The sequence below is a fragment of the Vibrio sp. RE88 genome (assembly GCF_013113835.1).
GTDB lineage: Bacteria > Pseudomonadota > Gammaproteobacteria > Enterobacterales > Vibrionaceae > Vibrio.
In genome coordinates this window covers 340,172-362,457 of the sequence record NZ_VTYQ01000005.1, presented here as the reverse complement: position 1 = coordinate 362,457, position 22,286 = coordinate 340,172, and the positions used below count along the sequence as shown (strand labels likewise).

Annotated in this window: 19 protein-coding genes and 4 tRNA genes; 13 read left to right on the top strand and 10 right to left on the bottom strand. The window is 43.2% G+C overall.

What is annotated here, in order from left to right; genetic code table 11:
• Window positions 1–3: 3 nt before the first annotated feature.
• Complete coding sequence (locus F0265_RS14260; protein ID WP_171749374.1) at window positions 4–582, bottom strand: TetR/AcrR family transcriptional regulator; 579 nt, start codon at window positions 580–582, stop codon at window positions 4–6.
• A 135-nt stretch (window positions 583–717) separates the two neighbouring features.
• On the opposite strand from F0265_RS14260, the gene F0265_RS14255 reads away from it, so the two are divergent.
• Entirely contained in the window at window positions 718–1,758 is a 1,041-nt protein-coding gene (locus F0265_RS14255; protein ID WP_045984872.1) for an alkene reductase, read from the top strand.
• 105 nt (window positions 1,759–1,863) lie between these two features.
• Here F0265_RS14255 and F0265_RS14250 read toward each other — a convergent pair.
• From F0265_RS14250 to uvrY, 7 genes are all read right to left on the bottom strand, one after another.
• Window positions 1,864–1,939: transfer RNA gene (locus F0265_RS14250), tRNA-Gly, on the bottom strand.
• A gap of 17 nt (window positions 1,940–1,956) precedes the next feature.
• A tRNA-Leu gene (locus F0265_RS14245) sits at window positions 1,957–2,043 on the bottom strand.
• A 71-nt stretch (window positions 2,044–2,114) separates the two neighbouring features.
• Window positions 2,115–2,190 (bottom strand) — tRNA-Gly (locus F0265_RS14240).
• Between the two features lie 3 nt (window positions 2,191–2,193).
• Window positions 2,194–2,267, bottom strand: a tRNA-Cys gene (locus tag F0265_RS14235).
• Between the two features lie 236 nt (window positions 2,268–2,503).
• Window positions 2,504–3,061, bottom strand: coding sequence for a CDP-diacylglycerol--glycerol-3-phosphate 3-phosphatidyltransferase (gene pgsA / locus F0265_RS14230; protein ID WP_006962717.1), 558 nt, complete (start codon window positions 3,059–3,061; stop codon window positions 2,504–2,506).
• A 78-nt stretch (window positions 3,062–3,139) separates the two neighbouring features.
• Entirely contained in the window at window positions 3,140–4,972 is a 1,833-nt protein-coding gene (gene uvrC / locus F0265_RS14225; RefSeq protein WP_171749373.1) for an excinuclease ABC subunit UvrC, read from the bottom strand.
• Window positions 4,972–5,616 (bottom strand): UvrY/SirA/GacA family response regulator transcription factor, encoded by a 645-nt coding sequence (gene uvrY, locus F0265_RS14220; RefSeq protein WP_006962720.1) that lies wholly within the window; start codon window positions 5,614–5,616, stop codon window positions 4,972–4,974. Before uvrY ends, uvrC begins: the two co-directional genes overlap by 1 nt.
• A 349-nt stretch (window positions 5,617–5,965) precedes the next feature.
• Between uvrY and F0265_RS14215 the strand changes: the two genes are divergently transcribed.
• The 3 genes from F0265_RS14215 (at window position 5,966) to F0265_RS14205 (ending at window position 10,871) form a co-directional block, all read left to right on the top strand.
• Window positions 5,966–6,451 (top strand): DUF3015 domain-containing protein, encoded by a 486-nt coding sequence (locus F0265_RS14215; protein ID WP_171749372.1) that lies wholly within the window; start codon window positions 5,966–5,968, stop codon window positions 6,449–6,451.
• Window positions 6,452–6,576: 125 nt separating this feature from the next.
• Window positions 6,577–8,433: a DUF4105 domain-containing protein gene (locus F0265_RS14210; RefSeq protein WP_171749371.1), complete on the top strand. Its 1,857-nt coding sequence runs from the start codon at window positions 6,577–6,579 to the stop codon at window positions 8,431–8,433.
• A 74-nt stretch (window positions 8,434–8,507) separates the two neighbouring features.
• A complete protein-coding gene (locus F0265_RS14205) occupies window positions 8,508–10,871 on the top strand; it encodes a DNA polymerase II (RefSeq protein WP_171749370.1) in 2,364 nt (787 codons plus the stop codon).
• 13 nt (window positions 10,872–10,884) lie between these two features.
• Here the strand turns inward: F0265_RS14205 and F0265_RS14200 are convergent, their stop codons facing one another.
• Window positions 10,885–11,652 (bottom strand): nucleotidyltransferase domain-containing protein, encoded by a 768-nt coding sequence (locus tag F0265_RS14200; RefSeq protein ID WP_065741539.1) that lies wholly within the window; start codon window positions 11,650–11,652, stop codon window positions 10,885–10,887.
• 136 nt (window positions 11,653–11,788) lie between these two features.
• Here F0265_RS14200 and yeiP point away from each other — a divergent pair, with 136 nt between their 5' ends.
• On the top strand, window positions 11,789–12,355 hold the full coding sequence (yeiP, locus tag F0265_RS14195; protein WP_006962727.1) for an elongation factor P-like protein YeiP: 567 nt from the start codon (window positions 11,789–11,791) through the stop codon (window positions 12,353–12,355).
• A 2-nt stretch (window positions 12,356–12,357) separates the two neighbouring features.
• Window positions 12,358–12,678, top strand: a complete 321-nt coding sequence (locus F0265_RS14190) for an HI1450 family dsDNA-mimic protein (protein WP_019277053.1) — start codon at window positions 12,358–12,360, stop codon at window positions 12,676–12,678.
• Window positions 12,679–12,797: 119 nt separating this feature from the next.
• Here the strand turns inward: F0265_RS14190 and ihfA are convergent, their stop codons facing one another.
• A complete protein-coding gene (ihfA, locus tag F0265_RS14185; protein WP_045974367.1) occupies window positions 12,798–13,094 on the bottom strand; it encodes an integration host factor subunit alpha in 297 nt (98 codons plus the stop codon).
• Window positions 13,095–14,068: 974 nt separating this feature from the next.
• Between ihfA and F0265_RS14180 the strand changes: the two genes are divergently transcribed.
• The 7 genes from F0265_RS14180 to F0265_RS14150 all read left to right on the top strand — a co-directional run bounded on the left by F0265_RS14180 (window position 14,069) and on the right by F0265_RS14150 (window position 22,032).
• Window positions 14,069–16,573 (top strand): hybrid sensor histidine kinase/response regulator, encoded by a 2,505-nt coding sequence (locus F0265_RS14180; protein ID WP_171749369.1) that lies wholly within the window; start codon window positions 14,069–14,071, stop codon window positions 16,571–16,573.
• 430 nt (window positions 16,574–17,003) lie between these two features.
• Window positions 17,004–19,520: a response regulator gene (locus tag F0265_RS14175; protein WP_171749368.1), complete on the top strand. Its 2,517-nt coding sequence runs from the start codon at window positions 17,004–17,006 to the stop codon at window positions 19,518–19,520.
• A 291-nt stretch (window positions 19,521–19,811) separates the two neighbouring features.
• Window positions 19,812–20,054, top strand: a complete 243-nt coding sequence (locus tag F0265_RS14170; RefSeq protein WP_171749367.1) for a hypothetical protein — start codon at window positions 19,812–19,814, stop codon at window positions 20,052–20,054.
• Window positions 20,055–20,179: 125 nt separating this feature from the next.
• Window positions 20,180–20,731 carry a septation protein A gene (locus F0265_RS14165; protein WP_171749366.1) on the top strand — a complete coding sequence of 184 codons (552 nt, stop codon included), beginning with the start codon at window positions 20,180–20,182 and terminating at the stop codon, window positions 20,729–20,731.
• Between the two features lie 92 nt (window positions 20,732–20,823).
• Window positions 20,824–21,222: an acyl-CoA thioester hydrolase YciA gene (gene yciA / locus F0265_RS14160; RefSeq protein ID WP_171749365.1), complete on the top strand. Its 399-nt coding sequence runs from the start codon at window positions 20,824–20,826 to the stop codon at window positions 21,220–21,222.
• A 113-nt stretch (window positions 21,223–21,335) separates the two neighbouring features.
• Entirely contained in the window at window positions 21,336–21,632 is a 297-nt protein-coding gene (locus tag F0265_RS14155; RefSeq protein WP_171749364.1) for a YciI family protein, read from the top strand.
• Between the two features lies 1 nt (window position 21,633).
• Window positions 21,634–22,032 carry a GspS/AspS pilotin family protein gene (locus F0265_RS14150; RefSeq protein WP_171749363.1) on the top strand — a complete coding sequence of 133 codons (399 nt, stop codon included), beginning with the start codon at window positions 21,634–21,636 and terminating at the stop codon, window positions 22,030–22,032.
• The last annotated feature ends 254 nt before the right edge of the window (window positions 22,033–22,286 follow it).

Sequence of the window (22,286 nt, the reverse complement as noted above, 5' to 3'; positions counted from 1 at the left end):
TTCTTAAGCACTGATATGCTCCAGTAGTTCATCCTTGAGCTCACTTAACACTCCAGGCTTGGGTTGAGTGTGAGATAAAGTCCGCATGCCATAGATGCCCATCACCAAAAATTGAGCCAACTGAGCTGGCGATTTTTTTTGAGATGCTTGACCCGCCTGCTGCGCCTGAGCAAGCTTCTCTTCAATAGACTGATGCCAATCTTGAAGCATCATGCTGATAAGATGTTCCACTTCATCATCCTGCTGTGCCATCTCACTGAGTGATTTCTGCAGCAAACAATCTTTGATTTCTTCCGTTTCACACTCTTCGACCACCCAGCTTAAATATTTCTCAAAGCCAGCCATCACTGTTGGTTGAGAGTCAAACAAGGCCTGAAACTCTTGCGATTTATCATCACGATACTGTTCCAATGCCGCAATCAATAAGCCCCGCTTGTTCTCAAAGGCACAATAGATCGAACCGGGGTGCAGTCCAGTTACCTTTTTTAGGTCTTGCATGCTGGTCTTAGCGTACCCTTTAGCTACAAAAGCATCCATTGCAGAACGTAATACTTCTTCCCGATCAAATTCAGCGCTGCGCATTGGTTCTCTTATCTCAATTATCAATATGGATTGATTCTACTTTATTTTGAACAAGCATTCAAAAAAGTAGTTGAATGCTTGTTCAAATTAGACTAACTTGAATGGGCATTCAAGAAAAACCACAAAGGGAACGTCATGAATAACCTATTTGAACCATTAGCGCTGAACGACACCATTACATTGAACAACAGAATTGTAATGGCACCACTGACTCGTTGTATGGCTGATGACAGCCTAGTTCCAACTCAAGCGATGGTGGATTACTACGCTCGCAGGGCAGACACTGGTTTGATTATTAGTGAAGCGACCATCATTCGCCCAGATGGTCAGGGATATCCAAATACCCCTGGAATCTTCAGTCAGGAGCAAATTGCTGGCTGGCGTAAGGTGACAGACGCGGTTCATGAGAAAGGCGGTAAGATTTTTGTCCAGCTGTGGCACACTGGCCGTGTTGCTCACCCTCATTTCTTCAATGGAGAATATGTACTTGCGCCTTCCGCAGTCAGCGTTGAAGGCAGCGTACCCCGCATGCGAGAGCTGACCTACACCACGCCTAAGCCAGCGACCCGAGAAGAGATTGAAGAACTTGTTGAAGATTATCGTCAGGCCGCTATTAACGCTCTAGAAGCAGGCTTTGACGGGGTTGAAATCCACGGAGCAAATGGCTATCTGATCGACCAATTCCTACATTATTCAAGCAATACTCGAGACGACGAATTTGGTGGCTCAGCTGAAAATATGGCACGTTTCCCGTTGCAAGTGGTCGATGCAATCGTTGATGCCATTGGTAAAGATAGAACAGCACTACGACTCTCTCCGGGTGCTTACTTCAACATGGAGCCAGACAATCGCGATCGTCAGGTTTCAGATTACTTGCTCAAAGAACTCGAAAGCCGTGATCTAAGCTACCTTCACGTGGGAATTTTTGACGATAGCATGTCATTTGATTACCTAGATGGCACCGTTTCAGAATATATGCGTTCAAACTACAGTAAGACACTAATGGGGGTTGGTGGTTTTACACCAGAAACCGGAAATGCAGCTTTGGAGTCTGGCAAATTTGATTTGCTGGCAATTGGTCGCCCATTAATCGCCAACCCTGACTATGTCGAAAAAGTAAAATCAGGCTCAGTGTTGACTGAATATTCGGATGAAATGCTCGCCGAGCTTGTATAAACCATCCACCTTTTGTGAGCTAAAATTCAGCGGCTTTTTGCCGCTGATTTCTTATGTAATGAAAATACAAAAAAGCCCTGACCAAATGGTCAGGGCTTCGTAATTTGGAGCGACACACGAGGTTCGAACTCGTGACCTCAACCTTGGCAAGGTTGCGCTCTACCAACTGAGCTAGTGTCGCATAATGCGTTAGTTAGATGGTGCCCCGGGCCGGACTTGAACCGGCACAGCGCGAACGCCGAGGGATTTTAAATCCCTTGTGTCTACCAATTCCACCACCAGGGCACACAAATCTAAATTTGTGATGGAGACACCATCTTTGACATCGACCCATTAGGAATCGCTATCATAAAATTTGGAGCGACACACGAGGTTCGAACTCGTGACCTCAACCTTGGCAAGGTTGCGCTCTACCAACTGAGCTAGTGTCGCAAATGGAGGCGCGTCCCGGAGTCGAACCGAGGTCCACGGATTTGCAATCCGCTGCATAGCCACTCTGCCAACGCGCCTTCGTAACACCAATCGTCTCGCTTATTTCGCTGCGTTCCTCTTGGGTACGGGATGCATTCTACGGATTCGAACTAATGAGTCAACACTATTTTTAATTTTTTGAATCGTTTGTCTAATTAACAGTCAAAAGCTTCTAATTTGATTAATTTACTTTCAAAATTCTTTTGATTTTGACCAAGTTAACTTAAACAAAGTAGATGAGAGGTATAAAAAAACGGGCTATTGCCCGTTTTCTTTAATGATGCTCTTCACTGAGAAGATCGTCTTTTGCTGCCATTAAATACTGTGCCATAGACCAATAGGTCAATACGGTAGCAACATAAAGCGCGGCGTAACCTAACCAAATCATCCAGTCATCATAACGCCAGATAAGCACCCATAAAGCAAACATTTGGCTAAGCGTTTTTACTTTACCTACCCATGAAACTGCCACACTGGCACGTTTACCGATTTCTGCCATCCACTCACGCAATGCAGAAATAATGATTTCTCGAGCAATCATAGTCACAGCAGGAATTGTGACCCAAATGGAGTGGTAGTGTTCAGTGACAAGGATCAGAGCGGTCGCGACGAGGACTTTATCAGCAACAGGATCGATAAAAGCACCAAAACGGGAGGTTTGCCCCAACTTTCGCGCTAACATTCCATCTAGCCAGTCCGTGAACCCTGCAACCCAGAACACCATTGCCGCTGCAAATGGCGCCCAGCTGTAAGGAAGATAAAAAACCACGACAAATACTGGAATAAGGAAAAGTCGTAACAAAGATAAAATGTTAGGGATATTTAAACGCATATTTATTGAGGCTCTTATCGTTTGCGTATTGCTCTGTTCACTGCTTAAAAACAGGGCTCTTATGGTGCGGGATTTTTCCTATTGTTTCAATGCTTGATAAATGTTTTCTGCTAAAGAAACACTAATCCCAGGGACTTTGGCGATTTCTTCAACGCTGGCACGTTGAAGTTCCTGCAATCCCCCCATGTATTTGAGCAATGCCTGACGTCGTTTCGGCCCCACCCCTTCAATGCCCTCTAAGGCACTGGTTCTTCTTGTTTTTCCACGTTTGGCCCGATGCCCCGAAATAGCATGGTTATGGCTTTCATCACGGATATGCTGCATCAAATGTAGAGCTGGTGCGTCACTAGGCAAGTTAAACTCTTCACCGTCTGTAGTAATCAAAGTTTCCAATCCTGGTTTACGCGTCACTCCTTTCGCAATACCAATCAAACGTGGCCGCTTAGGCCAATCTCCCCAGTACTGTGAAATGATTTCAAATGCTCGGTTAAGCTGCCCTTTACCACCATCAATAAACACAATATCCGGGATTTTTTCCACATCCAGCTGCTTAGAGTAACGCCTCTCGAGAGCTTGTCCCATCGCGGCGTAATCATCACCACCGGTAATCCCAGTAATATTGTAGCGACGGTATTCCTGCTTCACTGGTCCTTCTTGATTAAACACAACACAGGAAGCAATCGTGCTTTCACCCATCGTATGGGATATATCGAAACATTCCATACGAGTGATGATATCCATACCTAAGACTTCCCGTAGCTCTTTAAAGCGTTGGGATATCGTCATCTTGTGATTGATTTTGGTAGTAATGGCTGTCAGTGCGTTGGTATTCGACAGCTTAAGGTAGCGCCCACGAGTTCCCGTCGGATTAACATGAAAATGGACTTTACGTCCGGCAATCTCGCCTAAAGCCTCTTGTAATAGCAGCGATTCTTCCATCAGGCCGGAGTTAAGGATAATTCGTGTCGGGATAGTTCGTGCTTCGTTGTGGCTCAGGTAATACTGACTCAAAAAACTATAAAACACTTCTTCTTGAGTCGTATCATTGGGAATCTTAGGAAAATGGCTACGGCTGCCCAAAATCTTACCTTGGCGAATCATCAGGATATGGATACATGCAATGCCGTTCTCTTGAGCAAAACCTAAGACGTCCATATCATCTTGAGAGTCTTCAGAAACAAATTGCTGCTCCTGAACACGGCGTATCGCTTGAATTTGGTCCCTGAACTTCGCCGCGTCTTCAAACTTAAGATTTTTACTGGCCTGCTCCATTTTTTCAACCAAGGTCGTGAGAACTTGCTGATCTTTTCCTTGCAGGAACAAACGAACAAAGCCCACCAGCTCTGCATAATCTTCATCGGAGATAATACTGCTAACACATGGCCCCGCACATCGGCCAATTTGGTACATCAGGCAAGGTCGAGTTCGATTACTGTAAACCGTATCTTCACATTGTCGAACCGGGAAAATTTTTTGAATTAGGTGTAGCGTTTCCCGCACAGCTCCCGAGTCAGGGTAAGGCCCAAAGTATTCTCCTTTGCGCTTTTTTGCGCCGCGGTGCATCGATAGCCTCGGGTGCTTATGGCCGCTGACAAAAATGTAAGGGTATGATTTGTCATCACGCAGTAATACATTGTATTTAGGTAAATACTGCTTAATGTAGTTGTGTTCAAGTATCAGGGCTTCGGTTTCGGTGTGCGTTACCGTGACATCAATCTTGTCAATATTACTGACTAAAGCTCGTGTTTTTTCGCTGTCTACTTTCTTACGAAAGTAACTAGAAAGGCGCTTTTTGAGGTCTTTGGCTTTACCTACATAAATGACAACAGCCTCGGCGTTATACATTCTGTACACGCCGGGCTGATTAGTAACGGTTTTTAGAAAGGAAGCCGAGTCGAATGTGGCGGTCACTACAATGTCTCGGTGTCTAACATTCCATGGCGGATGGCTAGATGCGTCAACTCTACATCACCGCTGATATCCAGTTTATTGAACAAACGGTAGCGGTAGCTGTTGACGGTTTTCGGGCTCAAATTCAGCTGCTCTGAAATATCGGTTACTTTCTGCCCCTTGGTGATCATCATCATGATCTGCAACTCACGCTCAGAAAGATCGGCAAAAGGGTTTTCCGATGCTGGAGAGAATTGGCTAAGCGCCATCTGCTGAGCAATTTCAGGAGAAATATAACGTTGGCCGCTATTTACAACACGAATTGCGTTGACCATTTCATCTGGCCCCGCACCTTTAGTCAGGTAACCTGCGGCACCTGCTTGCATCACTTTAGTTGGAAACGGATTTTCCGTATGAACAGTTAAAACGATGATTTTCACATCAGGATTGAACCGCAAGATTTTCTTGGTTGCTTCTAAGCCACCAATACCCGGCATATTCATATCCATCAAAATGACATCGGCATGATTGCTACGACACCATTTCGCTGCGTCTTCACCGCTTTCAGCTTCCCCTGCTACGTTCATTCCACGGACGTCTTCAATAATACGTCGTATCCCTGTGCGAACCAGCTCGTGATCATCTACAAGGAAAACACTTATCAAACTTGTATCTCCACACTTCTTGATTGGCTCTGCACCCACTATTCGTAGTGGATAACAGCATGGCAGCCTATTTTAACTTAAATTACGCTTTTTACTTACTCTGAATATGTGCTCAAACGCAAACTTTAGCAAGTACTTATTTTCATATCTGCTGCTTAGCACGTTAATGACCATGCAATCAATAAGTTAAGTCATACGTTGAGGTTATGATTCAAAAATCGGCATACGGACACACAACACGAGGCTTACCATTGAAAATGAATCTAATTTCACTTATTAATACACGGTGCAGTACATATGGTTGCACAGATAAAAATACATTTTAAATATTATCTTATAAGGATATGTTATGAAAAAGCTTCTAGCAGTGGCAGCCCTAGCAACAACTCTTCCTATGTCTAATCTAGCACTTGCTGACAATGATATTGGTTGTGGTTTGGGTACTATGGTATTCGACGGTAAGTCAGGTAAAGTTTCTAAAATTCTAGCGGCTACAACTAACGGCACTTCTGGTAACCAAACTTTTGGTATCACTTTCGGTACTCTAGGTTGTGACGGCACGGGTACAATTTCTTCTTCTGAAAAGCTAGCGATGTTCATTGATGGAAACATGGACAACCTAGCACGTGATATCGCTAAAGGCGAAGGTGAAACTCTTGCAACGCTTTCTGAAGTTTGGGGCATCAATGAAGCTGACAAAGCGACATTCAACACTCTAGCTCAAGAAAACTTCGCGCAAGTATTCAAATCTGAAAATGTCACTTCTCAAGAAGTATTCGTAAACCTGAACAACGTTGTTGCGGATAACGCACAACTAGCGGGTTACGCTATTTAATCAATGCCCTATTAAGAGGTGCCTTTCTAGGCACCTTTTCCACACCACCTTAAAGCCTCCCTATTATTTGTTGTATCCTGACGCTAAAAGTAGAAGCTCAATCGACCTGTAAGACTGTGTATTAGATGAAGTCCCCTTTGCTAAAAACCTCTTTGTTGTGTGGCTTAAGTTTGAGCCTTTTATTGCCTTCAGCATCAATCGCTAGTGAATTCGATGTAGAACAGCTCTCCAAGCACTCATACTGGCATAAGCTCGGCCACTATTTGCCTGCGCTTCTATCTGGATACGAAAGTACCGTCGATAAAAGCGAATTTTTTCTTTCGGAACAGGGAAAGTACTCTCCAAAAGCGGAGCTTGAGGCAACCATCAGTCAGCTTTATTCCGAGGATAAGCAACTTGCATTAGAGACTCAGTGTCAATATCCAGCACGCTATAGCTGGCTTGAGCAGCAACAAGGTCGCCAGGCGATATTGAACTGCCCAGAGCTTGAAACTTGGAGCCAAGTCATCGACCCGGCTGGTCTTACGCTTGTTTTCCCAACAGCATTTATGAACAACCCTTCTTCGATGTTTGGTCACACCCTATTGCGTGTCGACGCTAAGGATCAAACCAGATATAAAGAATTGGTCGCATTTGCCATTAATTTTGCTGCTGAGCCAGAAACGGATGACAATCCCGCTCTTTTTGCGATCAAAGGGTTGATCGGCAGCTACCCCGGTCGTTACACCGTGATGCCATATTATCGAAAAGTTCGTGAATACAACGACATCGAATCGAGAGATATTTGGGAATACAAACTTAAACTCAATGAAGAGGAAGTAAATCGGGTTTTATTACACTTATGGGAAATGCAAAGAGCAGAGTTTGATTACTATTTCTTAGACGAAAACTGTTCTTATCAGTTGCTGTCGCTATTGGATGTCGCTCGGGAAGACTTACGCTTGACCAAAGACTTCTCGATACAGGCCATTCCGTCAGATACGGTTTATGCATTAGCGGAAAGCGGGTTATTGGAAGAGCCTCAATATCGCGAGGCATTTGGCACCAGATTGCTACATCAAGCCAATGAAGCCGATGAGAAAATCTTCGAGGCTGCTAAAAAAGCGACGCAAGGCGAGTACCCGAGTGAAAACGAATTCTCAGATAAAGAACGAGCCGCGATTCTAGAGCTCGCCTACGAGTGGTTAAACTTTCAATTGTATGACTCCGGTTTAGAACGAGACCCGACAGCCAAACGGCTAACCAAATTGCTCTATCTGCGCAGCAGAATCAAAGTAGAGTCTCCGTTTACCCCAGTTCCTCAGCCTGACGTTCCACCAGAAAAAGGGCACGCTTCCGCCCGTATCGGACTGAGCTACCAATACTGGGATGAGTACAGTAATCAAGCCACCATTGAATGGAGAGCGGCGTATCATGATTTGCTTGACTCACAGGATGGCTTCATACCCGGCGCACAGATCAACTTTCTAGATACTCAAGTGAGTATTGATCAGCAAGGCACTTCTCGACTCGATAGGTTTTACTTTATCGACACGATGGCGCTTGCTCCAAGTAATAGAGTATTCGACAGTTGGGCTTGGAATATTCGCACTGGCTTTGACAGGCAGCCTCTGTCTAATAAGTTGGCAGGAAGATGGTTTGGACAAGGTGGCTTTGGCAAGGCCTGGGGCTCACCAGACAAAGTCCACGTATACACACTCTTTTCAGGTGCAGTCAGTGGCGGCAACCTGACGGAATATGACGCAGTCCCTGGGATCGGCTTGGAAACGGGAGCAATTTTCCAAGCTGGACGTAATCATAGAATAGGATTACAAGCTCAATATATGGCGCTGATTAACTCTCAGGAAGAGAGCCATGTCGAAATTGATGCAAGCTGGAACTGGAGCTTTAATCGCAATTTTGCTGTGCGAACGCAATTGAGTTATCAAAGTTGGCAGTCTGAGAACATTGGCGCCAAACTGACAGGCTTTATCTATTATTAAGAGAACGCCTGCTTATGCTAAGCTAGTGAAACCAAGCTTCATCCGTTGCTTGGTTTTCATTTAGAGCAGTACAAATGTCCGTCCAACAAGGTTTCCTACTTACCCGCCACGCCAGAGATGTTTCTGGTCAAACTCAGATCGATTTATGGTTATCTACTGATAATGGGCCTGTACAGCTTGTTGTACCGGGAGAAAAACCCGTCTTCTTTATTCCTCAAGACGATATCGAACAATGCCAAGCTTTGGTTAACGAGTTATCCATTCAGGCTGAGATAAAACCTTTGGCGCTGCATAGCTTTGATGATGTAAAACTTGCGGCTTGTTACTGCTTAACCGTTAAAGACGGACAACGGCTAAGTCAGAAATTCAAACATCATGAAATTCTTGTACTCGAAGACGATATACGCCTTGCTGATCGATATTTAATGGAGCGCTTTGTTCAAGGCAGTGTCGAATTTACCGGTCACCCTCAACGCAGGAAAGACTACACTCGCTTTTCAAACGTCAAATGCCGTCAGGGTCACTATACTCCTCAATTAAAGGTTGTCTCGCTCGATATTGAATGTTCAGAGAAAGGCGTTCTTTACTCTATAGGACTCGATAGTCCTATGGACAGCCGCGTCATTATGATTGGAGAACCGCAAGCTGCTGAAACCGCTGTTGAGTGGGTCCAAGACGAGAAACACTTATTGCTCTCACTGATCACGTGGTTTCAACAATTTGACCCCGATGTCATCGTAGGTTGGAACGTCATTGACTTTGACTTTAGGCTGCTACATAAACGTGCCGAGTGGAATAAAGTCAGATTAGCAATTGGGCGTGCGAATCAGGCGAGTTTTTTCCGCACCTCAAGTAACACTCAACAAGCATTCATATCAATCCCAGGTCGCGTGGTTTTAGATGGTATCGATACGCTAAAAACCGCCACTTATCACTTTCGAAGCTGGTCGCTAGAATCAGTGTCTCAGGAGTTACTCGGAGAGGGTAAACAAATCCACAACGTTCATGATCGAATGGACGAAATCAATTACATGTTCAAAAAGGACAAACCCTCACTTGCAAAGTACAACCTGCAAGATTGTGTTCTGGTCAACAAGATTTTTGCCCACACCCACTTGCTTGAGTTCGCCATCGAACGCTCTAAATTGACTGGCGTTGAACTGGACCGTGTCGGCGGCTCGGTCGCGGCATTTACCAATCTTTACCTGCCACAAATCCATCGTGCTGGGTACATTGCCCCTAACCTACATTCTGAAAACTGGTTGGCTAGCCCAGGGGGCTATGTAATGGACTCCATCCCAAACCTGTATGATTCGGTGTTAGTTCTGGATTTTAAGAGCCTGTACCCTTCCATTATCCGTTCATTCCTAATTGACCCAATGGGTTTGATCGAAGGATTGAGATTGGACGTGGGTAAACAAGAGAACCAGGCTGTTGAAGGATTTCGCGGCGGTCAATTTCATCGTAGCAAACACTTTTTGCCCGAGATGATCGAAAACTTGTGGGCGGCGCGCGATATCGCCAAGAAAAACAACGAAAAGGCATTCTCACAGGCGATCAAAATCATTATGAACTCCTTCTACGGCGTACTGGGCTCTTCTGGCTGTCGCTTCTTTGATACTCGCTTAGCATCAAGTATCACTATGCGTGGTCACGAAATCATGAAGCAGACGAAAGTACTCATCGAAGAGCAAGGCTATCAAGTGATTTATGGGGATACAGATTCGACGTTTGTTTCTTTGAACGGGCAATTTTCTCAAAAGCAAGCAGATGAGATTGGCCACCAGCTTGTCGAGCATATCAATTCGTGGTGGACGACCCATCTCAAACAAGAGTACGGCCTTACCTCAATCCTCGAACTGGAGTATGAAACCCACTATAAGAAGTTTCTGATGCCAACTATCCGTGGTCAAGAAACAGGATCCAAAAAGCGTTACGCAGGCTTGATTGGCGAAGGCGACAGGGAAAAAATTGTCTTTAAGGGATTGGAAAGTGCTCGCACCGACTGGACTCCGCTCGCTCAGCGCTTTCAGCAAGATCTGTATTCACTGGTTTTCCATGGTAAAGATCCCTCTGACTACGTTCGGGATTTTGTCGAAAGAACCATGGCGGGCGAATTTGATGATGAGCTGGTTTACCAAAAAAGGCTACGCCGGAAGCTACACGAGTATCAGAAAAACGTACCACCACAAGTGCGTGCAGCTCGGTTAGCAGATGAAATCAATGCCCAGTTAGGCCGCCCTTTGCAATACCAAAACAAAGGACGAATTGAATATCTGATTACGATTTCTGGCCCTGAGCCCAAAGAATACCTTAAGAGCAACATTGATTATCAGCACTACATTGATAAACAGCTTCAGCCTGTTGCAGAAGCTATCTTGCCTTTCATTGGTATCGACTTTTCAACGCTCAGTGAGCCTCAGCTCGGTTTGTTCTGAACGAGCCAAGCTCTTAACCTATCTTAAATTCGGTTTTCTTGTACTGTTTAGCTAGCCACTCACCGAAACCATCAAGAATGCCAACGACAGAGCGTTTTGCGATCACGCGTCCCGTGAGCAAAATCCCTAATCGCTCAATTTCGACCTGTTTATCAGGATAGTAGCGAAGAAAGTTCTGCCCGCATTCAATAGGATCATCAAACCAATTTTTATCTTTGTACATCACCAAGGAATAACTCGCACGCAACAGTTTCTTGGCAATAATTATCTGTGCTTTTGACTGCTCCTCTGGCGTTGCAGAACGTGCAATACGATTACGGTACACTGCGACCCAATCTTCAACATCCATATTCCAATGCTTAGCGATTTCCCAGCTTGGCTCATAATCACCAAAACACTCAGAAAGGTCCTCACCGTAAATACACACCGAGCAATGACGAAGCTGAAATCCCCAAGAAAAAATGCTATCTAAGCTCGCCACTTCTTTCGCAAGCGTATTTTTTAACGACACATCTGTTAGGAATGGGTAAGACTTCTGAAAACGCCATTTAATAGAGTTAAACAAGGTAGTTCTGACATCACTAAAGCTGTCATGCGTAACGACCAACACATCTAAGTTAGAACGATTAGGCTTTGCCCTCTTACGAGCAACACTACCGTAAAGATAGACACTGTGCAGGTTGTCGCCCAACCCTCCCTTTAGAAAAGCGATAAGATCGTTAATGGCAGGTTGATACCTTTCTTGAAAAGGTTGCTTAGGGTCAATAACAGAAAGATGCATTTAGTTGATAACAATAATTTTTAGGCTTTCGATTCTTTAATGTTCGCCCACACGCAGGCACGAATCAAGATATTCCTTCCCTTAAACACTATGTATATAATACGACGATTCCATTCCACACTAAGGAAACACTTTTATGCCAAGGGCAAGTGAGCTTAAAAAAGGTTTTGCTATCGAATCGAGCGGCAAAACACTCCTGATTAAAGATATCGAAGTCACCACTCCGGGTGGTCGCGGCGGCGCAAAAATCTACAAACTGCGCTGTACTGATCTTGCAACAGGCGGACGTGTCGATGAGCGCTTTAAATCAGACGACGTAGTTGAGACGGTAGACATGTTTAAGCGTGCTGTCGCTTTCTCTTACGTTGATGGTGACGAGTACATTTTCATGGATAACGAAGATTACACTCAATACACCTTCAAGAAAGAAGAAATTGAAGATGAGCTGCAGTTTGTCACTGAAGAAATTCAAGGCTTACACGTGATTGTCGTGGATGGCAATGCAGTAGGGCTAGAGCTTCCAGCTTCTGTTGAGCTTGTGATCGAAGAAACTGACCCATCAATCAAAGGCGCTTCAGCTTCGGCGCGCACAAAGCCAGCACGTTTCGCGACAGGCCTGACAGTTCAAGTCCCTGAATACATTGCAACAGGTGACCGTATTGTTATCAATACCACTGAACGTAAATACATGAGCCGAGCGTAATTATGTCTGAACTGATCTCCTACGATGACGCCATTGAAACGGCCTATGACATCTTTCTAGAGATGGCTCCAGATAATCTGGAAGCCGCAGACGTTATTATATTCACTGCTCAATTTGACGATCGTGGTGCTGCTGAGTTGGTTGAAACTGGCGATGATTGGGCAGGTCATGTGGGTTTTGAAGTTGACAAAGAAACCTACGCGGAAGTCCGCATTGGTCTAGTCAACGAAGAGAATGATGTCTTGGATGAAGTGTTTGCTCGTTTACTGGTAAGCCGAGACCCGGAACATAAGTTCTGTCATGTCCTGTGGAAACGAGACTAAACATTAAAAAATACCCAAGCTTAAAGCTTGGGTATTTTTTAGAAATAACTAGAAGACGAATTACAGACTAATTCGTCTTCTAGAATTCTAGCGGTTTCAACTGACAAGCAGAGTGCCTGTTAGTCTTCTACCTTGGCATTTTCTACACGGGCTTTTAGTTTTTGCCCCGGGCGGAAGGTGACAACGCGACGAGCACTGATTGGAATGTCTTCACCCGTCTTTGGGTTTCGACCTGGACGTTCGTTTTTTTCTCGAAGATCAAAGTTACCAAATCCAGACAGTTTTACCTGTTCGCCACTCTCTAGTGCCTTACGAATTTCTTCGAAAAACGCCTCAACCGTTTCCTTGGCATCCCGTTTACTGTATCCAAGCTTCTCAAACAGGTTTTCAGCCAAATCGGCCTTTGTGAGCGCCATAAAACTTTCCTCAAAGCTGTGTTAAACAATGCTGCCGGATTGGCAGCGCCAAAGCATTTTGCCCAGCCAATCAACAACATATCGGCTTTACTTGGGAAAGTGTATGCCAACCTTCTGATTTTCGCCAACTTTTTTATTAATTGAACACACTTTAATCATAAAAAACAAACAGATAAGCACACTGCCCTAATGTCTCAAGCAACACACAAACATTGTTAAGCTTTTGTTTTATATATGAAATAATTAATAAAAATTAAATTCATCAGTATTAGGGACTGAAATAATTGGCAAAAAAATTTTTGGTTTGACTTGATAGTCAATTCAAACAGTTAACTAAAGTTAAAATGCTCAGAGCTACATATCGACTTACAGTATGGCAGAACCATATACTCAAGCCAGTTAGCTTTAGAGGAAGCCGCAGCACATTTTCTTCGCTATGCTCGTCATCAAGCAAGTTTTAATCCAGATGCTGGCTTGCATGTCTGTAAAAGGTGCACCACTCATAAACTGAACAAGAACAGTAGGAAGATCAGAGGCTTTTCCGCCTATGATTTTAGAGAGTTTATTGGTAAAACACAAAGTTGTGGTAACTTATCGAGCTTAACTTAGACGGCAAAGCGTTAGAGCTTCGGCTGAATGATGAGACTAAGACTGGTACAAAATTTAGTTGCATAAATAATTTTATTATATAACAAGACTAGCTTGCTTTGAACAAGGTACAATAGCAAGTCTATCCTAATGTTAAATACATCAATAATGTTGAGGTTTGATAATAGCTAGAAGTCATAAAAATAATAACTTATAAACATACATTACCAAAAAATATCGTACCTAAACATAATAAATCAAACTAGATATGGCTTAAATAAATTAAAAGTTTGAATGAGATACGATATATCGAGAATTAGGGTAATGATGTATCACTCGATTTAATTAAATAAAATGACGTTAGAAATTGGTGAAATTAGAACATTATGTTCACTTATCTATTAGATCAGGTTTTATACCCTAAAGCTATAGTCCTGATTATCGCAGCGCTGACCTTGTTGATATGGGCAGTATACTTCTGTTCAGCGCTCATCAAGCGCTACGGCAAAGCGAGCATACGGTTATATTCCTATTACCTATCCTACATGGCAGGGCTGTTTGTTTGGATTCTAAGCAACAGTTATTTTCATACAGACTTTCTCAAAGAGTTTGGCAGTCACGTTGCTGTAAACATGGCAATTATTGCAAACTTGTCTGCACTCATTGCATTCGCTTCTGCGTATTTATTTTCAGCCAAACTGCATAGTTTCTATGCTCAACAGTCTATTGCTCGTTGGCAAAGCACTATTGTCGTTATAACAATTGTATTCGCCATTTCTTGTAACTTGATACCCGGCTTAACTGTACGTGGGATAAGCATTGTAGGCCCAAGCAACTTTGAGCTAGATTTTGGACCATATACCAAGCCATTTTTTTTAGGACTTGCTATTTTAGTTGTACTCACGCTAGTTAACCTAATATGTCTAAAAAACAACCCAAATATAATTCGCAGAACTCGCGTCAACTACATGATTTTGGGAATGACCATATTTATGTTTTCAACAGCGATAATACAACTGGGATTTACGCTGTTTTTTGACGACTTTTCATTAACCTGGCTACCTCCTGCATTATCTGTCCGAGAAGTTCTGTTTATGGGGTATGCCATATTAACCTCTAGATTTTACAGCCCAAGGTATATTAGCTATGTCTTAGTCAGTGTGACGATAACTGCATTTATTTATGCTGGCTTTATTTCCTCATTCTATTCTTTTGAGGGTGCGAGTGTATCAGGGATCGCAATAATCGCTCTAATAATCGGGATATCTTGGCCAAGACTCTATAAAATGGTTAGGGGAATGAGCAGTCGATTGTTCTATGGCGAATCACTATCTCCTGTCGAAAAAATAGCTCTTTTGGAAGACGATTTTCATCAATCGCCAACCCAAGCAATGAAAAAGCTCGCTGAGTACCTTGGAGTACCCAAAGGAAAACTTCGCTTATTAGACAACTATCAAGGGGCGAACGTCTATCAGCGCTATTTTGAGGAGCAGAATACTCCATTGGTGATTGATGAAGTTGAAGAAAAACTGTCACAAACCGAAGATACAGTACTCAATATCATACACCGTAATATGAAGGAAACTCAATCCTCTCTCGTTTTACCCATCTACGATAGTACCAAACAGCTTTCCCATGTTTTGGTTTCAAGCTCAAAACCAGAAGGCGTCTATTTTTCCTATGAAGAATTAGCTGCGTTAGAACGTGTACTTCAGAAGGTTCAACTTCATATCACTTATGAACAAAAAGTACGTCAATCACAAGCATTAGCAAATTCTATCGCTCATGAAATGCGTAATCCTCTCGCCCAAGTGCAGTTTGAGTTTGAAAACTTAGGACAGAAAATTGAAAGCCAGCAGCCGTATAATAATCTCACCATACACGTAGATAAAGGCAAGCAGGCAATTAATCGCGGTAGTCAGCTCATTGATATTATCCTACGAGAGGTAAATAGCTCATCTCTTGATCAGGAACCTGCGACACCAACATCTATGTCTTTAGCAATTCAAAAAGCGGTGAATCAATATGGTTTTGACGATGATTTGATGCGTCAAAGAGTTCATCTGGATATCAGCCAGGACTTTGTCGTTAATCTCAACGAAACTCTTTTCAATTTTGTCTTGTTCAATCTACTTCGGAATGCAATGTATTACTTCGATTCTTACCCTAACAGCACCATTTGCATTCGAACAAAGCAAGGGGAATATGAGAATCGAGTGATTTTTTCAGATACAGGCCCAGGTATCCCTCAAGACTATCTCGCCAGAATCTTCGACGACTTTTTTAGTCATAATAAGAGTGGCGGAAGTGGTTTGGGACTAGGTTACTGTCAACGAGTGATGAAAGCATTTGGAGGATCAATTCGCTGTAAATCTCAGGTAGGCGAATATACAGAGTTTAATCTATCATTCCCAACTGTCACAGGTGCATCACAGATCGAGGTAGACATTGCTCCCTCCACGACTATACAAAAGCAAACAACCGATTTAATTGCTAATTTGACGCAATCGATTGAAAGATCTAATAAACACCTAATTTTGGTTGTCGATGACAAAGAGGTTCAACGCTCTCTCGTCAAATTGTACCTTGCTCAATTAGGTTACGATGTCGTTCTGGCCAACAATGGTAAAGTCGCCGTTGAGATCATTCGTAACAACCCGGTTGATCTGGTTTTCATGGATATACAAATGCCAATAATGAATGGCTTTGAAGCAGCGAGCATCATAAAACTATCTAATCCAACAATACCTATTATTGCCTTATCTGGAGAGTCTGGAGAAAGAGAACTAAGTATGATCAGTGAGCTAATGGATGGACGGCTTTCAAAACCTACGTCCAAACAAGCACTTGATCAAATATTAACATCAGCTCTGCCTATGAATGCCCATTAGCCGAACCTTTACAATCAAAAGCAGAACAACACTCCATAAAAGCCGAAATATCAGAAAGCGGTAAAAAGGAAAACAATGCACTTTTTCCGCTTTTTGATTCATCATAATGTTGATCGTCGCACTAAAAATTTTAACCTAGCGTAGCTGTATTCGAGCACGATCCCCTCTAAAACTCTTCTTACAAGAAGCCTTTAATGTCAAAAAATGAGACCGGGCTCAGACACAAATAAAAAATCAGTTGCATAATCTTTTATGTCATGTAGACAAGACTACCAAGCGTTGATCCACTAAACATATCGTCATTGACTGTCTTAGAATTTTTCACTCTAACCTTGGTTAGCGACTAAGACCCAAATGAATATCGACGAAGACTACAAATAAAATTCGGGCCAACGATCGCAACGTCAAAAACTGGTGAAAGCAGAACATCATGTTCAGTTATTTATTGAGTCAACTTATGTATACCAAGGCGGTCGTTTTAATTTTCACCGCCCTACTCGTGCTGATTTGGGCTGTCTACTTTTGTACAGCGCTTGCAAAACGTCATGGAACATTCAGTTTGCGGCAATATAGCTACTATATTTGCTACACAATTGGCGTTTTCATATGGATCCTTAGCAATAGCTATTTCCATACAGGCCTACTTGTTCATTTTAGTGATGAAGTGGCGGTTAACATGGCTATTGTTGCCAACTTAGCCACCTTACTTGCATTCGCTTCCGCGTACTGCTTTATAGCGAAGCTACACAAATATTACACGGGCCGATCAGTACCCCATTGGCAAACGGTATTAGTTTCGGCTATTTCTATCTTTGGTGTTGCCTGCAACCTACTTCCAGACTGGACTGTAAAAGCTATAGAAATCACTGCCCCAAGCAACTTTCAACTAGAATTCGGTCCTTATACTAAGTACTTTTTCCTAGGTTTTACCACACTAGTTGTACTGACGTTTACCAACCTACTTTCACTGAAAAATAGTAACAGCCCTATTCGTCGAACTCGCATCAACTACATGATATTAGGCATAACAATCTTCATGTGTTCGACAGCTATTATTCAAGTTGGCATAACCTATTTTTTCAATGACTTTTCACTCACTTGGTTACCACCTGCGCTGTCGCTCAGTGAAATGCTGTTCATGGGTTATGCGTTGCTTACTTCTAGATTCTATAGTCCAAAATACATTTGCTTTATTGCTCTGAGTGTTGCAATAACAGCCCTTATTTATGCGAGTTTGATTTCAATACCTTACCCCTTTGGTGAGATGACATTGACCGACGTATTATTATTGGTCTTGCTCGTTGGTATGACCTGGCAAACACTCTACAAAAAGATTCAAAAAGGTGTCAGCCTACTTCTATACGGCGATTCATTATGTCCGGTGGAACGTATTTCTCGTTTGGAAGAAGAATTTCAGCGCTCACCTGCTCAAGCAATGGAAAGCCTTGCCGATTATTTAGAAGTTCCCAAAGACAAGCTTCGTTTACTTGATGACTATCAAGGAGCAAATCTTTACCGTGCATATTTTAAAGGTCACAGCGCCGCACTCGTCATCGAAGAAATTGAAGAGGTGTTATCGCAATCCGGAAATCATACGTTAAGCCTGATTCACAACAACATGAGCAAAACGCAATCTGCCCTTGTTCTGCCTATATATGAAAGTAAAAACAATCTTTCACATGTTTTAGTTTCAAGCTCTAAGAGCGATGGTGTGTATTTTTCTTTTGAAGAGCTATCAGCATTAGAGCGAGTGTTTCAAAAAGTACAAGTACATATTAACTACGAACGTGAGATTCGTCAGTCACAAGCTTTAGCCAGTTCAATTGCTCATGAGATGCGTAACCCCTTTGCCCAAGTCCAGTTTCAGTTTGAACATCTAGGGTCGGGAATCAATAACAACCGACCACCTGAGGAGCTTGTGACGCATGTGAACAAAGGAAAACAGGCAATAAAACGCGGTCACCAGCTAATTGACATCATCATGCGAGAAGTGGGTAATGCATCACTCGCTCAAGAGCCTGTGATCCCTTCATCTATGTCATCGGTGATACTTGCAGCAGTGAATCAGTATGGTTTTGATGACGACTCTATGCGTCAAAGAGTCCACTTAGATATTGAACAAGATTTTGTCGTCAAAATAAACGAAACCTTATTTAATTTCGTTCTCTTCAATTTACTACGTAATGCGATATATTATTTTGACTCCTACCCGAACAGCACAATAACAATACGAACGTTAAAAGGTGATGACCAAAACCAAGTCGTATTTTCTGATAGTGGTCCCGGAATTCCTGAAGCATACCTATCTCAAATATTCGACGATTTCTTTAGCCACAAAAAGAGCGGTGGCAGTGGACTAGGATTGGGATACTGTAAGCGAGTCATGAAAGCCTTTGGTGGTTCTATACGTTGCGAGTCGCAGGAAGGTCAATTCACAACATTTTATTTGTCTTTTCCATCGATGCCTGACACCACTAATGTCAAAGTTAATAACGAGATTTGCCCACACTCAGAGGTCGTTACCTGCACACCAGCAATCGCGATTTCAAACCAAGTCGAGACTTCAGCCAAAGTCGAGGAAAAACCGTTAATCCTCGTCGTAGACGACAAACGAGTTCAGCTCTCCCTTGCTAAGCTTTATCTTGAACAGTTGGGTTATAGCGTCCTATTGGCAAATAACGGGAAAGCCGCGGTCGAGGCGATTCAGAATAACCCTGTTGATCTCGTATTTATGGACATTCAAATGCCCGTCATGGATGGGTTTGAAGCAGCCAGCATCATCAAGCGCTCACACCCGTCTCTACCCATCATTGCTCTGTCAGGGGAATCGGGAGAAAACGAGCTAAGAAAAATCAGTGAGCTTATGGATGGACGTTTGTCCAAGCCGACATCAAAGCAAGCGCTCGATCAGATCCTGACATCGGCTTTGCCTGCAACGATGCAATAACAATTATGTAGTTTCAAAACGACTCGCAATTTGCGTGTCGCTCAGAAGTGATAAAGAAAGACACAAGCTTTCTTTATCATCTTTTATCTGGCGTTTGAAATTTGACGCCTAAACTTAGCCCTCTAACTATTTAATAAATATAGTAAAGATTCGTCATAACTCTATGTTATTCGGTTGTGGCACTCATTATGCTTCTACATCACTATGTATCAACAAGTGGCAATGTTTTGTCTTCGCCACTTTCTCAGCCTGAGGCTGTTGTCAGGCTGGCATAGATAAGAGAGGCAGCTTATGGAAATTCATCGTCATACGTATTATCGCCTTATTCATCATGGCATTAAAAGCTTGTTGGTTGACCGCATTGGTCATTTTACCGAGCACGAGTACCATGATTACCTCAATTACATGACTGGCAAATCCAGCTGTTTCGCCATGACCAATGAAGAACTCGAAGTTGCCGTCATCAACCTGAAAAACGAAGGCTATTTGGAAGACATCAAACCCTTGATTCGACACCTCGAAATGCACTCTTAGTCTGCGGTTCTAGGTCAGCAATGTATCGCTGGCCTTAAGTTGTTACGACGAGTACTACTTAAGCGTTTGTGATTTGCTCAGATTTGGTTAGACTGAAGGCAACTTCGGAATCGATAGACCTGACAATGAAACAACTGATTGATTTTATTCCGCTCATTATATTTTTTGTCCTGTATAAGATGCACGACATCTACGTGGCTACAGGCGCTCTCATCATCGCTACTGCGATTCAAATCATCGTTACTTACACCTTGTACAAAAAAGTTGAGAAAATGCAGCTTGTAACCTTTGTGATGGTGGCATTTTTTGGTGGCCTGACCATATTTCTACACGACGACAATTTCATTAAGTGGAAAGTCACCATCGTATATATGGTCTTCGCCATCGGTCTTGCCGTCAGCCATGCCATTGGCAAATCCGCGATTAAGAGCATGCTAGGTAAAGAGATTAGCCTACCCGATCAAGTATGGGCAAAGGTCACTTGGGCGTGGGTTGTGTTCTTTTCTGTCTGTGCTGGTCTTAATGTGTACGTGGCTTTTGAGCTACCACTTGATGTGTGGGTCAATTTCAAAGTCTTCGGTCTACTCGCAGCGACTTTTGGCTTTACCTTGCTGACCGGTATCTACATCTACAAACATCTGCCAAAAGACAAACCCGAAGCCAACTCTGGTGATTAGTCACGCGCTTTTGATATAATCCACACTAATTTTTCCCCATTGGGGTATTACAGTGGCTCTATTGGCCGCTGTTTAGTTTTATGGATGTCAAAATGAGTAATGAAATCACTTCCCCTCGTGGACAAATGCTTTTACGCACCCTTGCCATGCCTGCAGACACCAATGCAAATGGCGATATATTTGGTGGCTGGATCATGTCACAGCTCGATTTAGCAGGTGGCATTCTGGCAAAAGAGATATCGGGTGGACGTATTGTCACTGTGTCTGTTTCAAGTATTACGTTCAAAAAGCCAGTTAAGGTTGGCGATGTTGTCTGCTGCTACGGTGAATGCACCAAAATTGGCCGTACATCAATGAGCATTGATCTGGAAGTGTGGGTAAAACCGGTCAAAGAGCACGGCGTAGAAGATCGCTTCATGGTGTGTGACGCGACGTTCAACTATGTGGCGATTGACACCGAGGGTAGACCCCGCCCAATCAAACAAAACTAATCTCACACTTTGCTGTCAGAAAGTCTTTAAAAAGCTGTTACATTCTGTAGAGTTAGGCTAATCACACAATAAGCGACTTTGCTGTCGCTTATTCATTATAAGGACATCAATACATGTGGTATGTAATTTTCTCTCAAGACGTTGAAAACTCATTGAAAAAGCGTTTAAGTGCGCGCCCTGCTCATCTTGAGCGTCTACAAACACTTCAAGACGAAGGCCGACTGCTGACCGCTGGCCCAATGCCAGCCATCGATTCAGACAACCCTGGCGAAGCGGGCTTTACAGGCTCTACCGTTATTGCTGACTTTGATTCTCTTGAACAAGCTCAGAGCTGGGCTGATGCGGATCCGTATATCGAAGCAGGTGTCTACGAGAAAGTGATCGTCAAACCTTTCAAGAAAGTATTTTAAGATGAAATTGAAGATTGTCTTAGGTGCGCTTTCTGCTGTTCTTTTGGCGGGATGTGCATCGCCGGAGGGAGACAAGCAACGAGAGCTGGAGTTACTTGCGAGCAACCGTGCCAGCCTACTGGCTTCAGAACTGCCAATGGAAGCCGGCCCGCTTTCTATCATGAGAGCCACTGCGAAAGGCACTATGATAGAAATCATGATGGTATACAACCAAGATGCCAGAGGCGCCAAACCCATCCAGCAAGTGCTTCGCCACAGCATCAACAGCTACTGTACGAATCCTGATACCAAAAACAATTTGGATGTCGGGTTGAGCTATCGATTGAAGATGCGTAACAGCCGCGGACAATTAATGGTTGATGAAATAGTGACTCAGCAGACTTGCCAAGCGAAACCGTAACCTTCCCTTCAGAATGGTAACGACTCCTTAGACCTCGCGACGCGGGGTCTAATTTATTGAAGCATCTGATCACGTAATCTCACCGTTAGATTGGATAACAACCTAGTTGAATAATGGACCTAGCACGAGTAAATGAAGTTTTTATGACACTGATATTGAGTCAAAAAACGGACAAAAGTTGCTAAGTGCATATTGCCTATCAAAATAATCCACCTTAAATCGACCATTTACCCAACAACGAAAAGACAAATAAT

Excerpts from the sequence above, each read along its gene's own strand:
- F0265_RS14260 (WP_171749374.1), bottom strand. The coding sequence starts at position 582 with ATGCGCAGCGCTGAATTTGATCGGGAAGAAGTATTACGTTCTGCAATG.
- F0265_RS14190 (WP_019277053.1), top strand. The coding sequence starts at position 12,358 with ATGTCTGAACTGATCTCCTACGATGACGCCATTGAAACGGCCTATGAC.
- yciA (WP_171749365.1), top strand. The coding sequence starts at position 20,824 with ATGAGTAATGAAATCACTTCCCCTCGTGGACAAATGCTTTTACGCACC.
- ihfA (WP_045974367.1), bottom strand. The coding sequence starts at position 13,094 with ATGGCGCTCACAAAGGCCGATTTGGCTGAAAACCTGTTTGAGAAGCTT.
- F0265_RS14210 (WP_171749371.1), top strand. The coding sequence starts at position 6,577 with ATGAAGTCCCCTTTGCTAAAAACCTCTTTGTTGTGTGGCTTAAGTTTG.
- F0265_RS14255 (WP_045984872.1), top strand. The coding sequence starts at position 718 with ATGAATAACCTATTTGAACCATTAGCGCTGAACGACACCATTACATTG.
- pgsA (WP_006962717.1), bottom strand. The coding sequence starts at position 3,061 with ATGCGTTTAAATATCCCTAACATTTTATCTTTGTTACGACTTTTCCTT.
- F0265_RS14175 (WP_171749368.1), top strand. The coding sequence starts at position 17,004 with ATGTTCAGTTATTTATTGAGTCAACTTATGTATACCAAGGCGGTCGTT.
- F0265_RS14215 (WP_171749372.1), top strand. The coding sequence starts at position 5,966 with ATGAAAAAGCTTCTAGCAGTGGCAGCCCTAGCAACAACTCTTCCTATG.
- F0265_RS14200 (WP_065741539.1), bottom strand. The coding sequence starts at position 11,652 with ATGCATCTTTCTGTTATTGACCCTAAGCAACCTTTTCAAGAAAGGTAT.
- F0265_RS14180 (WP_171749369.1), top strand. The coding sequence starts at position 14,069 with ATGTTCACTTATCTATTAGATCAGGTTTTATACCCTAAAGCTATAGTC.
- F0265_RS14165 (WP_171749366.1), top strand. The coding sequence starts at position 20,180 with ATGAAACAACTGATTGATTTTATTCCGCTCATTATATTTTTTGTCCTG.
- F0265_RS14150 (WP_171749363.1), top strand. The coding sequence starts at position 21,634 with ATGAAATTGAAGATTGTCTTAGGTGCGCTTTCTGCTGTTCTTTTGGCG.
- F0265_RS14205 (WP_171749370.1), top strand. The coding sequence starts at position 8,508 with ATGTCCGTCCAACAAGGTTTCCTACTTACCCGCCACGCCAGAGATGTT.
- yeiP (WP_006962727.1), top strand. The coding sequence starts at position 11,789 with ATGCCAAGGGCAAGTGAGCTTAAAAAAGGTTTTGCTATCGAATCGAGC.
- F0265_RS14155 (WP_171749364.1), top strand. The coding sequence starts at position 21,336 with ATGTGGTATGTAATTTTCTCTCAAGACGTTGAAAACTCATTGAAAAAG.
- F0265_RS14170 (WP_171749367.1), top strand. The coding sequence starts at position 19,812 with ATGGAAATTCATCGTCATACGTATTATCGCCTTATTCATCATGGCATT.